Here is a 15102-nt window from a genome sequence, read left to right on the forward strand (position 1 = left end):
TCAAACCAACTTCCTCGGCGGGAGGGCCGTTAGGCGGGCGGATCAAGCGTCATGGTGGCTGGTCGAAACTGCGCATGTCAACGTTGTCAGGCACAAAACGGCGGCGCGTAACGCAGGCGTTACTTTCCCAAGACCTCAGACGACCAGCCAGCCATCACGGAGGACCGCCCCACCTTAATCACATAACCTCCGTGAGTCATCAGACGTCAGGTCAGATCTCACCCAATAAGCTATGTGCACACAAATGCGCACTCAGGCCGTTGTGCTCATCACATCGACGACTGCGGTGAGTGTCCGATCCCCTGCATGCTGTGCCGGGACGGCCCGTCTGCCGATTCGTGGTGGGTGGCGAACAGCCGTGCGAACCGCCCGTCCGGCTGTGCCATCAGGAGCCACCCCACTGCTGACCCAGTTGGTTGTCGAGCGGTAGCTCCGCGTCAGCTGGGCGGGATGTTCTGGTTCAGGTGGAACAGGTTGCCCGGGTCGTACTTCCGCTTCAGCTCCGTCAACCGGTCGTACGTCGAAGCGCCGTACGCGGACCGGATGCGGTCAGTGCCCTCGTCGGTGAGGAAGTTGACGTACACGCCGGACTGGTGCGGCTCCATCGCCCGCCACGAGTCCCGGACCCACTCCCGTTGCTGCTCGAACCCCTCCGGTCCGAGTGTCGCTCCGACGAAGTTGAACGTGTGACCGCTCGATCGCCCGCCGAACGCCGTACTGTCCTCAGGCACCCGGGAGATCGCGCCGCCGAGGTGGAAGATCGGGTACGCCGTGTACGGCGAATCGATCGCCAAGCCGCGCTCGGCCGCGATGTCGATCACGTCGTCGGTCAACTCGCCGACGTCGCACGCGCGCATGTAGTACCACCGCCCATGCGGGAAGCTCGGATCGAACATCGACTGCAGGGCGAGGTACGGCGTCGCGGTGCACGTGTCCAGCAACGACGGTGCGAACGCCTTGAGCGGCGCCACCACCTTCTCGCCTTCCTCGACCGGTCCGGCGTAGCTGACGACGACCGCCACCACCGGCCGGCCGTGCAGCTCGGCCGGAATCGTCGGCAGGGCCGGGAGCCAGCGATGGATCACCGCGGTGGTCAGCTCGTCCGGGACGTCGGTGATCCAGTCCCGGTAGAAGCGCATGAACTCCGGCGACTGCTCCATCGGCCACGCCACCAGGCCGCCGTACACGATCGGTCCGACCGGATGCAGCCGGAATTCGAACTCGGTCACGATGCCGAAGTTCCCGCCACCGCCGCGGATACCCCAGAACAGATCGGCATTCACGTCCTCGCTCGCGATCACCAACTCACCCTCGGCGGTGACCATGTCGACCGAGATCAGGTTGTCGATGCTCAGTCCGTACTTGCGCATCAGCCAGCCGATCCCGCCGCCCAGGGTGAGGCCGGCCAGCCCGGTGTGCGTGACGATGCCAGACGGCGTCGCCAGGCCGAACGCCTGGGTCTCGCGGTCGAGTTCCCCCAGCAGCACACCCGCCTGCGCGCGGGCGGTACGTCGTACCGGATCGACCCGGATGCCCTTCAGCGGCGCGAGATCGATCAGGATCCCACCGTCGCACGTCGAGTGCCCGGGGAAACTGTGCCCGCCGCCCCGGACCGCGACCGGCCCACCCGTGCGACGCGCGTACGCGAGCGCCGACCGGATATCGGCAACCCCGGTGCACCGGGCGATCAGCCCTGGCCTGCGGTCGATCGACCCGTTCCAGACCTTCCGATGCTCGTCGTACGTCGGCTCGCCCGGATGGATCAGCTCCCCACGGAAGTTCTCACCGAGTGCCTGAATCTCCGAAGTAATCGTACTCATGACCAGCTCCCCCCCGAGTCCCCCAGGTCGCTGTCACAGGCCAGTGTGCCTCCACGGCACGGGCCTGTCGAGGGTGCTCAGAGCGTGAAAGCGGTGGTGTCTTCGTCGAAGGGGCCCATCACGGTCAGGGCCGGGGTGCCGGCGTAGAGCTCGGCGGCCAGCTGGCTGACGTCGTCGAGGGTGACGGCATCGATGCGGTGGAGGATGTCGTCGACGGTGGGGAGCTCGCCGTACACGAGTTCCGCCTTGGCGATGCGGGTCATCTTCGCGCCGGCGTCCTCCAGGCCCATCACGACCGAGCCGCGCATCTGGCCCTTCCCGCGGAGCAGTTCGTCCGGGGTGATGTTGCCGTTGGCAATCACCTCGAGTTCGGCGCGGATCACGTCGAGGACCTCGCCGGCCTTCTTCGGCAGGCAGCCGGCGTACACGCCGACCATGCCGGAGTCGGCGTACGCCGAGCCGAACGTGAAGACCGAGTACGCCAGGCCGCGCTTCTCCCGGACCTCCTGGAACAGCCGCGACGACATCCCGCCCCCGACGATCCCGTGCAGTACGCCGGCGACGTACCGGCGCTCGTCGTTCCGCACCAGGCCCGGCATCCCGAGCACCAGGTGCGCCTGCTCGACATCACGATGGTGAACGCGCACTCCGCCGTACGTCGGAACCGGCTTGGCGGCGGGGAGCCGTACTGGCGCGGGCTCGGCCCCGGTGGTCACCCAATGGCGCTCGAAAGCCTTACGGACCAGGCGAACGACGTCGGCGTGGTCGACGTTGCCGGCGACCGAGACGACGATGTTGGACGGTCTGTAGCGGCGCCGGTACCAGCCCACGACCTGCTCGCGGGTCAGCCCGGCCACGGACTCCGGCGAACCGGTGATGGAGCGGCCCAGCGGGGACATGCCCCAGAGCTGCTCGGCGAAGAGGTCGTGGATGTGGTCCGACGTCTCGTCGGCGTGCATCGCGATCTCTTCGTCGATGACGTCGCGCTCACTCTCCACGTCCGCAGCCGTCAGCGTGGCGGAGGTGATCATGTCGCAGATGACGTCGACCGCGAGCGGCAGGTCGGAGTCGAGCACCCGCGCGTAGTAGCAGGTGTACTCCTTGCCGGTGAACGCGTTCATCTCGCCGCCGACCGCGTCGATCGCGGCGGAGATCTCAAGTGCGTCGCGGCGCTCGGTGCCCTTGAACAACAGGTGTTCGAGGAAGTGCGTCGCGCCGGCGAGGTGGTCCGGTTCGTCCCGGGACCCCACGCCGACCCAGACGCCGAAGGTGACCGAGCGGAAGCCCGGCACGGACTGGGAGACAACCCGAAGCCCGGAGGGCAGGACGGTCCGTTTCACCGGACCGCCCGCCTCCGGGCTCAGCAGGATGCTGGTGATGGCTCGCGTCACTCGGCGGAGTCAGCCACCTTCTCGTCGGCCTTCTTGTCGCCCTCACCCTCGATCACCGGGATCAGCGACAGCTTGCCGCGGTCGTCGATCTCGGCGATCTCGACCTGCAGCTTCTGACCGACCGACAGGACGTCCTCGACCGCCTCGACCCGCTTGCCGCCGGCCAGCGGACGCAGCTTGCTGATGTGCAGCAGGCCGTCCTTGCCCGGCAGCAGGCTGATGAACGCACCGAAGTTGGTCGTCTTCACGACCGTGCCCAGGTAGCGCTCGCCCTTCTCCGGCATGGTCGGGTTCGCGATCGCGTTGATCGCGGCCCGGGCCGCCTCGGCGCTCGGACCGTCGGTCGCGCCGATGTAGACGGTGCCGTCGTCCTCGATCGAGATGTCGGCGCCGGTGTCCTCGGTGATCTGGTTGATCATCTTGCCCTTCGGGCCGATGACCTCGCCGATCTTGTCGACCGGGACCTTCACCGAGATGACCCGCGGCGCGAACTCGCTCATCTCACCCGGCGCGTCGATGGCCTTGGCCATCACGTCCAGGATCGTCAGCCGCGCGTCCTTGGCCTGCGTCAGCGCACCGGCCAGCACGCTGGCGGGGATACCGTCCAGCTTGGTGTCCAGCTGCAGGGCGGTCACGAAGTCCTTCGTACCGGCGACCTTGAAGTCCATGTCGCCGAACGCGTCCTCGGCGCCCAGGATGTCGGTCAGCGCGACGTACTCCGTCTCGCCGTCGACCTCACCGGAGATGAGACCCATCGCGATACCGGCGACCGGGGCCTTCAGCGGCACACCGGCGGACAGCAGCGACAGCGTCGACGCACACACCGAACCCATCGAGGTCGACCCGTTCGAACCGAGCGCCTCGGACACCTGACGCAGCGCGTACGGGAAGTCCTCACGCGACGGCAGCACGGGCACCAGGGCCCGCTCGGCCAGTGCGCCGTGACCGATCTCGCGACGCTTCGGCGAACCCACCCGGCCGGTCTCACCGGTCGAGTACGGCGGGAAGTTGTAGTTGTGCATGTAGCGCTTGCGGGTCTCCGGGGACAGCGTGTCCAGCTGCTGCTCCATCCGGAGCATGTTCAGCGTGGTGACACCCAGGATCTGGGTCTCGCCGCGCTCGAACAGCGCCGAACCGTGCACCCGCGGCAGCACCCGCACCTGGGCCTTGAGCGGCCGGATGTCGGTCAGCCCGCGGCCGTCGATGCGGATCTTGTCCTTCAGCACCCGCTGCCGGACCAGCTTCTTGGTCAGCGACCGGAACGCCGCGGACAGCTCCTTCTCGCGGCCCTCGAAGTCGGCGGCCAGCTTGTCCACCGTGGCGGCCTTGACCGCGTCGGTGGCGTCCTCACGCTCGTGCTTGCCGGCGATGGTCAGCGCCTGCGCCAGCTCCTCGCTCGCGGCGGCCTCGACCGCGGCGAACGCGTCGTCGGCGTAGTCCGGAAAGACCGGGAACTCGCCGGTCGGCTTCGCGGCCCGCGCGGCCAGGTCGGCCTGGGCCTCGACCAGGGTCTTGATGAACGCCTTCGAGGCCTCGAGACCCTCGGCGACGATCTCCTCGGTCGGCGCCTGGACACCGGAGGCGACCTTCTCGAAGGTGCCCGGGGTCGACTCGGCCTCGACCATCATGATCGCGACGTCACCGGTCTCGGTCACCCGGCCGGCCACCACCATGTCGAAGACCGCGTCCTCGAGCTCGGTGTGGGTCGGGAACGCCACCCACTGGCCCTCGATCAGCGCGACGCGGACGCCGCCGATCGGGCCGGAGAACGGCAGGCCGGCCAGCTGGGTCGACATCGACGCGGCGTTGATCGCGAGAACGTCGTACAGCTTGTCCGGGTTCAGCGCCAGGACGGTGATGACGACCTGGATCTCGTTGCGCAGGCCGGACACGAACGACGGCCGCAGCGGGCGGTCGATCAGCCGGCAGGTCAGGATGGCCTCCTCGGACGGGCGGCCCTCCCGGCGGAAGAACGAGCCGGGGATCCGGCCCGCGGCGTACATCCGCTCCTCGACGTCCACCGTCAACGGGAAGAAGTCGAACTGGTCCTTGGGCTTCTTGCTGGCCGTGGTGGCCGACAGCACCATCGTGTCGCCGTCGAGGTAGGCGGCGGCGGAGCCGGCGGCCTGCTGGGCCAGACGGCCCGTCTCGAAGCGGACGGTACGGGTGCCGAAGCTGCCGTTGTCGATGACGGCTTCAGCGAAATCTGCGCCCTCCATGGGCGCGCTTGTGGATCCCGACACGGGATACCCCTCTCTAGCAGTGTGACGACTGCGAGGCGCGAGCTTCCGGGGTGCCGGTCTTCGATCGAGGCCCGCGGGTGTCCGGTGTTGCCTGATACCCGAAAGCCACTACCGAGGACCGGTCGTCCTCCCGCCACGCGCTTCGCGTCGCCTCGTTCGTCTTGCGTGCTTCTGTATTCAGTTATGACCCGCGCCCCGTGATTCAGCCTTGGCGCGGATACGCCAGGAGCGGCCACCCGAGCTCGGGGGCCGCTCCTCGCGACGTCATCGGCGAAGGCCGAGCCGCTCGATCAGGGACCGGTAGCGGTTGATGTCCTTCTTCGCCAGGTAGTTCAGCAGCCGGCGGCGCTGACCGACGAGCAGCAGCAGGCCACGACGGCTGTGGTGGTCGTGCTTGTGCTCCTTCAGGTGCTCGGTGAGCTCCGCGATGCGGTGCGTGAGAAGCGCGACCTGGACCTCGGGGGAACCGGTGTCGCCCTCGGTCAGGGCGTACTCGCCGATGATCTTCTTCTTCGCCTCAGGATTGGCTGACGACACGTGCGATCCTCTCGATGTCCGTTGCGCGGCGCACCGGGGCTTGGGTCACCCGGGCACTCTCGATCCGCGGCCGTTCAGACGGCAGCGCCCAGAGTATCAGTCCGTGGACGCGTCACCCTAATTCTGGGTAAGGATCCGGCGCGCTCCGTCGACATCGGCTTTCATCTGGACCAGCAGCTCGTCAATGGTCTCGAACCGGATCTGGCTGCCCCGCAACCGGGCCACGAAATCCACCGCGATCCGGGCGCCGTACAGCTCCAGGTCGTCGCGATCGAGGACGTACGACTCCACCCGCCGGTCGATGCCGTCGAAGGTGGGGTTGCTGCCGACACTGATCGCGGCGGGCAGCGGTTCGTCGTACGACGGAGCGCCGGGAGCCGGCTCGAGCACGGTCAGCCAGCCCGCGTACACACCGTCCAGCGGGATCGCGGCCGTGGCGTCGGCGGGAATGTTCGCGGTCGGGTAGCCGAGCTCCCGGCCGCGCTTGTCGCCTTCGACGACCACTCCGGTGACCCGCAACGGCCGCCCGAGCGCCTCCGCGGCGGCCTCGACGTCGCCCTCGGCGATCCGCTCCCGGATGTACGTCGACGACCACGGCTGCCCGTCGCCCGACAGGCTCAGACCCTCGACCTGGAAACCGTCCTTGGCGCCGGCCGCGACGAGCGTGTCGACGTGACCGGCGGCCTTGTGGCCGAAGCGGAAGTTCTCGCCGACCACGACCGCCTTGGCGTGCAGCGCGCCGACGAGGACCCGGTCGATGAACTCCTCCGGCGACCAGCCCGACACCTCCTTGGTGAACGGGAGGATCAGCACCGCGTCGGCGCCGTACCCGGTCAGCAGGCCGGCCCGCTCCTCGGGGCGGCTGAGCATCGCCGGCGCCCGGTCGGGCCGCAGCACCACCATCGGGTGCGGGTCGAAGGTCAGCGCGACCACCGGCAGGCCACCCAGCTCGGCCGCCCGCGCCCTGGCGTGCGCGAGGACCTCCTGATGCCCCCGGTGTACGCCGTCGAAGTTGCCGATCGTGACGACCGTCGGCCCGAAGTCCGGGCTCACCTGGTCCAATCCGTGCCAGACACGCATGACAGCAGGATTCCATGTCGCCGCGGGGTTCCGCGCAGCAGGTCCACGATCACCCCTTGTGATCGGGTGGTGACTCAACTTAGGGTGAGCCCCGCACCGCCGAACTCTGGGGAGGGTCCCGTGAAGCTACGCCGCCTGGTCGCCGCCTGCGCGTCCCTGGTTCTCCTCGGCACGCTGCCGATCGCTCAGGCCGACGCCACGCCCGCGTTCCGGAACTACGTGGCGCTCGGCGATTCGTACACCTCCGCGCCGCTCGTCCCCTTGCCGGATCTGTTGTCGCTCGGGTGCGTGCGCTCGTACAGCAACTACCCGAAGATGCTGGCGGCCGCACTGCGGGTTCGCCACTTCACCGACGTGAGCTGCGGTGGCGCCGACACCACGAACATGACGCAGCCGCAGAGCACCCCGCTCGGGACGGCCGCGCCGCAGTTCGACGCGCTGACCCCGGACACGGACCTGGTCACGCTCGGGATCGGCGGCAACGACTTCGGGGTGTTCGGCGACATCGTCGGCACGTGTCCCGGGCTGCGCGCCTCCGACCCGATCGGCGCACCGTGCAAGACACACTTCACGGTCGACGGCGTGGACACGCTGAAGGCTCGCGTCGCCCAGACGCAGGTCCGGATCACGGCCGTTGTCCAGGGCATCAAACAAAGGTCGCCGAAGGCAACGATCCTGTTGGTCGGCTACCCGAAGATCGCGCCGGAGCACGGGACCTGCCCGGCGATCCTGCCGTTCGCCGACGGGGACTACGGCTACCTGTACTCGATCGAGCAGGCGCTCAACTCGGCAGTGTCCACGGCCGCCGCCGCGACAGGAGCGACGTACGTCGACACCTTCGGCCCCTCGACCGGACACGACGCCTGCGCGCCGGACGGCCAGGCGTGGATCCAGGGCAAGGACATAAACCTGCTCCGCGCGCTGAACTACCACCCGCGCTACGAAGGCCAGGCCGGCGTCACATCCCTCACGTACCAGACGTTGGCCGGCGCACCAGCGATCGTGACCGCTGAGGAACAGTCGGAGTGGGCCGCGCACGCTCGACTGCTGGCGCGCCAGGCCGTCGCCTCCCCTCAGGCCCTCGAGGCCTCCCTGAACCGCCGACGGACCAGCGCGCAACGCTGACCCTTTCCAATCCGTACGGCGGACCCCGGGCCGAGCCACCTCACGCGTGGCCCGGCCCGGTGGTGTTCACAGCCGCTGCGTGAGCTCGGTGAGCGCTTGACCCAAGGGGAGGTTGACGCGCTGAGCGGCGTACGGGTCGCCGCGGGTCAGGCCTTGGTTGATGATGAGGACCGGCGTGCCGGACTTGGCCGCGTGGCGGACGAAACGGAAGCCGGACATGACGGTGAGGGACGAGCCGAGGACGAGGACGGCGTTCGCGTCGTCGATCAGCCGGTAGCAGCGCTCGACCCGGGACCTCGGCACGTTCTCGCCGAAGAACACCACGTCGGGCTTGAGTACGCCGCCGCACCTCGTGCAGTCGACCAGCCGGAAGCCGCCGACCGCCGCGGCGGGCAGCTCGGCATCACCGTCCGGATTGATCCGGGTCACCTCGGCCTCGAACGCCGGATTCGCGAGCCGGAGGCGACGGTCGAGCGCCTCCCGGGCCGAGGTCGTCCCGCACTGCAGGCAGATCACCCGGTCGAGGTTCCCGTGCAACTCGATCACGTCCCGCGCACCGGCGGCCTGGTGCAAGCCGTCCACGTTCTGCGTGATGACGCCACTGAGGTAGTCGCGGGCTTGCAGTGCCGCGACCGCCCGGTGCCCGTCGTTCGGCTCCGCTCGGGCGATCGTGCGCCAGCCGAGATGGCTCCGTGCCCAGTACCGTTGCCGACCGGACTCGCTCGCCACGAAGTCGCCGTACGTCATCGGCGTGTGCGTCCGCAGACTGCCCGTCTCCCCGCGATAGTCGGGAATCCCCGACTCGGTCGAGATGCCAGCCCCGCTCAGTACGACGACTCCCCCATGGTCCACGACATCCGCAAGAGCTCCGACATCCGTCGTACCAGGCTGCAATGCCAGAACCTCGGGACCGGGAGCCCAGCTGAGTGTCGGACGGGAACGCACGCTCCCAGCGTACCGAGCCGGACCGGTCGCTAGGGCTGGAAGCGGTAGCCCATGCCGGGTTCGGTGATGAGATGGACGGGGCGGGAGGCGTCGAGCTCGAGCTTGCGGCGGAGCTGGGCCATGTAGACGCGGAGATAGTTGGTCTCGGACTCGTAGCCGGGTCCCCAGACATCCCGCAGCAGCTGTTTCTGGCTGATGAGCTTGCCGGGGTTGCGGACCAGGATCTCCAGCAGGCTCCACTCGGTTGGGGTCAGGCGTACGTCGCCCTCGGCCGTGATCACGCGTTTGGCGGCGAGGTCGATGGTGAATGCCTCCGTCCGGACGACCACCTGGCTCCCGGCGTCCGCTGTCGTGCGCCGGAGCGCGGCCCGGATCCGGGCGAGCAACTCATCCATGCCGAAGGGTTTCGTGACGTAGTCGTCGGCGCCGGCGTCGAGGGCGGCGACCTTGTCCGCCTGGGTGTCGCGAGCGGACAGCACGATGATCGGGGCTGAGCACCAGCCGCGCAGACCGCCGACCACCTCGACCCCGTTGAGGTCCGGCAGGCCGAGGTCGAGGATGACCAGATCGGGTGGGCGCCGGGCCGCCGCGGCGAGCGCCGTCGTCCCGTCGGCCGCGGTCTCGACGTCGTACTGGCGGGCGCGCAGGTTGATCGCCAGCGCCCGCAGCAGTTGCCGGTCGTCGTCGACGATCAGGACGCTGATCAAGGCACCACCGACAGGGTCACAGTCATCGTCAATCCTCCGCCAGGGGTCTCGGACGGCAGCACGGTTCCCGCCATCGCCTCGGCGAAGCCACGGGCGATCGCGAGCCCCAGGCCGGCACCGCCGTCGGACCGATTGTCGCCGAGCCGCTGGAACGGCGTGAAGATACGCTCCCGGTCCTCCTTCGGTACACCGGGCCCGGTGTCGACCACGTGCACCCGTACGGCGTTCTCGTCGTACGACGACTCGACCCGGACCGGAACCCCGGCCGGGGCGAACCGCCGCGCATTGTCGACCAGGTTGGCGATCACCCGTTCGAGCAGCCCCGCGTCGGCGCGCACGAGGGGCAGGTCGTAGGGGACGTCGACGGTGACGATGTCCGCCGGTACGCCGACCAGCGCCTTGGCGACGACCTCCTCCAGCACGACGGGCCGCACGTCGACCGACAAGGCGCCCGCCTGCAGCCGGCTCATCGCCAGCAGGTTCGCGATCAGGTCGTCGAGCCGGTCGGCCGACTCCTCGATGGTCTCCAGCAGTTCGCTCTGCTCGTCCGGACTCCAGGTCACGTCGCGCTGCCGGAGACTGGAGACGGCGGCCTTGATGCCGGCCAGCGGTGTCCTCAGGTCGTGTCCGACTGCGGCCAGCAAGGCGGCCCGCAACCGATCCACCTCCGCGAGTTGCCGAGCCTGGGCCGCCTCGCCGGCCAACTGCTGGTCCTCCCAGGCCCGCGCAGCCGCACCTGCCAGCCGGGTCAGCAGCTTCCGGTCCTCGGCGAACAGCTCGGGGCCCTCGGCAACCAACCGCAGTCCGTCCCGCGCGGGGGCCGAGATCACGGGACTGCCGCGCAGGGGCGCGCCGGCCACCGCGACCACGTGTTCGATCTCGCCGCGGCGCTCGAGCAGTGCGACCGACACCATTCCGAAGGTCTCCCGGACCTCTTCGAGGACCGCGGTGAGCGAGTCGCCGGTCACGGGTTCGGCCGCGAGGCGGGACAGGACGTCAGCCTCGCTCCGGCTGCGGGCGGCCGCGATCCGGTGCCGCATCGCCACATCGACCGTCACGCTGACCGTCACCGCGACCAGGACGAACACGAACAGGGCGATGATGCTGTCCCGCTGTTCGACCGCGAGGGTGTGGTACGGCGTGGTGAAGAAGAAGTTGGCGAGCAGCACGGCAGCCAGAGCCGCCGCGACCCCGGGCACCAGGCCGCCGGTCACCGCGATCAGAACGACGACGAGGAGATACAGCAGGAGGATGCTCTCGAGCGCGAGGCTGTCGCGCACCGGGACGAGCGCGACCGTCAGGGCCGGCAGACCGGCGAGAACGAGAACCAAGCCGGTCCAGAGCCGCCGCCACCGACCGTGCCCGGACCTCCGGGCGGGCGCGACGCCGGCAGTCCTTCGTCCGGGCGGCCTCGTGTTGTCCACGGCACCACTCTGACACGGTGCCGCTGTCCCGTGGCGGACCGCGTCAGCCGCTCGGTCAGACGGGCTCCTCGACCCTGGGTGTCGTGGTCCCTGCGACCGCGATCATGTCCGCGGGCGGCATCCGGCGCGCCTCGAGGACCTCCGCGGAACCGAGCTGCCAGGGCACGTTGATGACCATGACGCCAGGCTGGAAGAGCAGGCGTGCTTTCAGGCGCAGTGCGCTCTGGTTGTGCAGGAACGCCTCCCACCAGTGTCCTACTACGTACTCCGGAATGAACACCGCAACCAGGTCTCGTGGACTGTTCCGTCGTACGTCCCGGACGTAGCTCAGCACCGGACCGGTCACGTCCCGGTACGGCGAGTGGAGGACCTTCAACGGCACCGGGATGTCCCGCTCGCCCCATTCCTTCAACAGCAGGTCCGCCGCGTCCGGGTCCGTGCTCACCGTGACCGCGGTCAGCGACGTCGGGCGCGTCGCGCGGGCATAGGCGAGCGCGCGCAACGTCGGCGTGTGCAGCTTGGAGACCAGCACGATCGCGAACACCCGCGGCGGCAGGATGACACCGCCCGGCCTCGGCCGCAGTTCGGCGTCCACCCGGTCGTAGTGCTTCCGGATGCCCTTCATCAGCAGGAACAGGGCAGGCATGGCCAGTACCACGATCCAGGCTCCGTGAGTGAACTTGGTGATCAGGACGACGACCAGGACCACCGCGGTGAAGACCGCACCGAACCCGTTGATCGCCCGGGATCGATGCATCGAGACCCCGGCCCCTGACGACTCCCGCAGCAGGCGGGTCCAGTGCACGACCATGCCGGTCTGGCTCAGTGTGAACGATACGAACACACCGATGATGTACAGCTGGATCAGCCGGGTCGTGCTGGCATCGAAGACCCAGATCAGCACACCTGCCAGCGCGGACAGGATGACGATGCCGTTGCTGAACACCAGCCGGTCGCCGCGCCGCGAGAACTGCCGCGGCAGGAACCCGTCGTGCCCGAGCAACGAGGCCAGGATCGGGAACCCGTTGAAGGCGGTGTTCGCGGCCAGCACCAGGATCGCCGCGGTGAACGCCTGAACCGCGAAGAACCCGATCGACTGATACCCGCCGAACACCGAACCGGCGACCTGCGCGATCACCGTGCGCTGCTCGTACCCGTCCGGCGTACCGGTGAGCCGGCCCGGATCGGTGGCGACGTGGACATCGGACACCATCGCCAGCGCGGTGATGCCGACGAACATCGCGATCGTCACCGCGCCCATGACTGTCAGCGTCGCCGCCGCGTTCCTGCTCTTCGGCGGCTTGAAGTTCGGCACCCCGTTGCTGACCGCCTCGACTCCGGTGAGCGCCGTACATCCGGATGCGAACGCACGCATCGCGAGCAGCACGAGGGCCAGCCCGGTCAGGTGGTTCCCGGCCTCGATGCCGTACGGCGCGGATTCGGCCCGCGGTGGGTCGCCGGCGAGGATCCGGACGAACCCGACCGCGATCATCGCCAGCACGACCGCGATGAACCCGTACGTCGGGATCGCGAACGCCGTGCCGGACTCCTTGACGCCGCGCAGGTTCGCCAGCGCGAGAATCGCGATCATTCCGATCGACACCGCCACCGCGTGCGGCCCGAGCGCCGGAAGCGCGGAGACGATGTTCTGGACCCCGGCCGCCACCGACACGGCGACGGTCAGCACATAGTCGACGAGCAACGCGCTGGCCGCGACCAGTGAGGCGTTCTGACCGAGATTCGCGCGGCTCACCGCATACGCGCCGCCACCGCTGGGGTAGGCGTAACAGGTCTGCCGGTACGACGCGACGACCACGGCGAGCAGCGCGAGGACGACGGCGGCGATCCACGGCGTGAGGTGCAGCAGCGTCAACCCGCCCAGGCTGAGCATGAGCAGGATCTCCTCGGTCGCATAGGCGTTCGAGGAGAGCGGGTCGCTGCAGAAGACCGGCAGAGCCAGCTTCTTCGGCAGCAAGGTCTCACCCAACCGCTCACTCCGCAGCGGCCGCCCCACCAGGAATCTCTTCGGTAGCTCTAACAACTTCACAACACCAGCCAACCGCCCCGCCGCGCGCCGTCGCCCCGGTCTTGACACCCCCTTGACGGCCGGGCCACCGATCTTGATGCGGCCTTAACGCGCCATGTCAATCGAGGCGCGGGGGGCCGGCCCGCAGGCGGCGTTCGGCGGCCGCGCGGGCGATGGCGGGGTCCATGGATGACCAGTCGGCGTCGATCCACCAGGTCGCGCCCGCGTCGGCCCACGGGCGGACCACGTCGGCGGCCCTCGGGTCGTTCGCGGCGGTCGACCCTTCGGCGACGACGTCGTACCCCTCCATGGTCAGGCCGTGGGCAGCGCGTTCCCGGCGGATCCAGGCAACACCCTCGGCGAGGTGCTCCGGGGTCAACTCGCCGGGCTGCTGACCGGGCGGGACGATGTAGTTCGGCAGCCAGCCGTCCTGCAGCGCGGCCCGGCGCATCGACTTGGGCCGCGGCCAAGCGCCGACGACCCAGGTCTGGATCCGCGGCTGCTGCACCGGTGGCGGCGGTGCGGGCGGCATCAGGTCGGCGACCTTCTTGGACCGGTAGTGCTGACCGGAGAACTCGAACGGTTGGTCACGCCACAGGTACTGCAGCATCTCCAGCGACTCGTCCATCAGCTCGGCCCGGACCTTGCGCCCCGGATCGTCCTCGAACAACCAGAACCGCTCCTCCCCCGACACCCCGAGCCCGACCGCCAGCGTCACCCGGCCGTTGCTCAGGTTGTCCACTGTCGAGGTCTGCCCCGCCACATCCCACGGTTTCCGCCGCGGCAACGGCGTCAGCATCGTGCCCAGCCGGATCCGCTCGGTTGTCATCGCCGCCGCACCGAGCATCACCCACGCGTCGATCCCCCAGACCGCCTCCCACACGAAGAACCCGTCCCACCCGTGCTCCTCAGCCAAAGCAGCCAGCTCAGCAGCCGCCCGCGCATCCCCGGACGCCATCACGAACCCGTATCTCATGCCCAGCACGCTAAGCGCTCCCACCGACAGGAATCACGCCTTGACCGCGTGGACCAGCCGCCGCGTGAGCTGTCGGGTCTCCAGCAGGTGTGCGAGCTTGCCCGACTGCTCTTCGGCCTCTTGCCAGCGTGGGTCGTCACCGTGCAACTTCGCCAGCAGCTCGTCGACACGCTGCGCCTGACGCGGCCACTCCGCGGGCTCGGTCCCGCCTGCCGCCTCGATCAGCTCACGTACGTCGAAACCGGTTTGCGCCAGCAGATCGCGCAGCTCGTCCAGGTCCGGGAACTCGTTTCCTCGCGGCAGCTCACTGTGCAGACCTGGCTCGGCCACCAGCACCAGCATGCCGAGTGATCCGCCCGGCCGCAGGACTCTCCGGATCTCTCGAAGCAGGGCGAACTTGTCATGCACCGTGCAGAGGACGCCAACGCACCAGGCAACGTCGAAGACCCGATCGCCGAACGGGAGGCGGTCACCGCTCGCACAGATCGCCGTACGACCGAAGATCCGGCGCTCCGCCCGGCACGCATCCTCCATCGGCTCGACCAGCACCGGCCGTACGCCGTACTTCTCGGCAGCCCACGCGGATGCACCACCGACGCCCGCACCCACATCGACCATGCCCACCGAGGGGCTCAGCGCGCAGGACCGAGCAAGCCAATCCAGCAGTGCGGGATCGCCACTGCCCCGGCAGCCGGCCACGATCGCGTACTCGTCACCTAGCGCCGCGACAGCGTCGGCTGTCCACGACGCGACGGTGCCGAACTCGGCGTCTTGTTCCTCGCCGCCATCCCCGCCTCGCACGCCCATGCGGCTCAGGTACCCATGGGG

12 protein-coding genes are annotated in these 15102 nt (G+C 69.1%); 1 reads left to right on the forward strand and 11 read right to left on the reverse strand.

The genetic code is table 11. The annotated features are described in order from the left end of the window. Positions 1-437: 437 nt before the first annotated feature. The 5 genes from OG876_RS38825 to OG876_RS38845 all read right to left on the reverse strand — a co-directional run bounded on the left by OG876_RS38825 (position 438) and on the right by OG876_RS38845 (position 7071). Positions 438-1820 (reverse strand): FAD-binding oxidoreductase, encoded by a 1383-nt coding sequence (locus OG876_RS38825; RefSeq protein ID WP_328521715.1) that lies wholly within the window; start codon positions 1818-1820, stop codon positions 438-440. Between the two features lie 77 nt (positions 1821-1897). Next, positions 1898-3211, reverse strand: a complete 1314-nt coding sequence (locus OG876_RS38830; RefSeq protein ID WP_328521716.1) for a M16 family metallopeptidase — start codon at positions 3209-3211, stop codon at positions 1898-1900. Next, a complete protein-coding gene (locus OG876_RS38835) occupies positions 3208-5430 on the reverse strand; it encodes a polyribonucleotide nucleotidyltransferase (protein WP_328521717.1) in 2223 nt (740 codons plus the stop codon). Before OG876_RS38835 ends, OG876_RS38830 begins: the two co-directional genes overlap by 4 nt. 288 nt (positions 5431-5718) lie before the next feature. Next, on the reverse strand, positions 5719-5991 hold the full coding sequence (rpsO, locus tag OG876_RS38840; RefSeq protein WP_328521718.1) for a 30S ribosomal protein S15: 273 nt from the start codon (positions 5989-5991) through the stop codon (positions 5719-5721). 117 nt (positions 5992-6108) lie between these two features. Beyond that, positions 6109-7071 (reverse strand): bifunctional riboflavin kinase/FAD synthetase, encoded by a 963-nt coding sequence (locus OG876_RS38845; protein WP_328521719.1) that lies wholly within the window; start codon positions 7069-7071, stop codon positions 6109-6111. A gap of 120 nt (positions 7072-7191) precedes the next feature. Between OG876_RS38845 and OG876_RS38850 the strand changes: the two genes are divergently transcribed. Then, positions 7192-8196 (forward strand): SGNH/GDSL hydrolase family protein, encoded by a 1005-nt coding sequence (locus OG876_RS38850; RefSeq protein ID WP_328521720.1) that lies wholly within the window; start codon positions 7192-7194, stop codon positions 8194-8196. Between the two features lie 66 nt (positions 8197-8262). Here the strand turns inward: OG876_RS38850 and OG876_RS38855 are convergent, their stop codons facing one another. The 6 genes from OG876_RS38855 to OG876_RS38880 form a co-directional block, all read right to left on the reverse strand. Further along, positions 8263-9141 carry an NAD-dependent protein deacetylase gene (locus OG876_RS38855; protein ID WP_328521721.1) on the reverse strand — a complete coding sequence of 293 codons (879 nt, stop codon included), beginning with the start codon at positions 9139-9141 and terminating at the stop codon, positions 8263-8265. Positions 9142-9170: 29 nt separating this feature from the next. Next, positions 9171-9845 carry a response regulator gene (locus OG876_RS38860; protein WP_328527009.1) on the reverse strand — a complete coding sequence of 225 codons (675 nt, stop codon included), beginning with the start codon at positions 9843-9845 and terminating at the stop codon, positions 9171-9173. Continuing rightward, entirely contained in the window at positions 9845-11272 is a 1428-nt protein-coding gene (locus tag OG876_RS38865) for a sensor histidine kinase (protein ID WP_328521722.1), read from the reverse strand. Before OG876_RS38865 ends, OG876_RS38860 begins: the two co-directional genes overlap by 1 nt. 55 nt (positions 11273-11327) lie before the next feature. Next, entirely contained in the window at positions 11328-13319 is a 1992-nt protein-coding gene (locus OG876_RS38870; protein WP_328521723.1) for an APC family permease, read from the reverse strand. Between the two features lie 97 nt (positions 13320-13416). Then, positions 13417-14274 (reverse strand): LLM class flavin-dependent oxidoreductase, encoded by an 858-nt coding sequence (locus tag OG876_RS38875; RefSeq protein WP_328521724.1) that lies wholly within the window; start codon positions 14272-14274, stop codon positions 13417-13419. Positions 14275-14307: 33 nt separating this feature from the next. Next, a complete protein-coding gene (locus tag OG876_RS38880) occupies positions 14308-15081 on the reverse strand; it encodes a class I SAM-dependent methyltransferase (RefSeq protein WP_328521725.1) in 774 nt (257 codons plus the stop codon). Positions 15082-15102 lie beyond the last annotated feature (21 nt).

Source organism: Kribbella sp. NBC_00359 (assembly GCF_036097425.1).
GTDB lineage: Bacteria > Actinomycetota > Actinomycetes > Propionibacteriales > Kribbellaceae > Kribbella.

Bases quoted from the DNA above. Each gene is read 5' to 3' on its own strand.
- OG876_RS38825 (WP_328521715.1), bottom strand. From the start codon at position 1,820: ATGAGTACGATTACTTCGGAGATTCAGGCACTCGGTGAGAACTTCCGT.
- OG876_RS38835 (WP_328521717.1), bottom strand. From the start codon at position 5,430: ATGGAGGGCGCAGATTTCGCTGAAGCCGTCATCGACAACGGCAGCTTC.
- OG876_RS38845 (WP_328521719.1), bottom strand. From the start codon at position 7,071: ATGCGTGTCTGGCACGGATTGGACCAGGTGAGCCCGGACTTCGGGCCG.
- OG876_RS38875 (WP_328521724.1), bottom strand. From the start codon at position 14,274: ATGAGATACGGGTTCGTGATGGCGTCCGGGGATGCGCGGGCGGCTGCT.
- OG876_RS38880 (WP_328521725.1), bottom strand. From the start codon at position 15,081: ATGGGCGTGCGAGGCGGGGATGGCGGCGAGGAACAAGACGCCGAGTTC.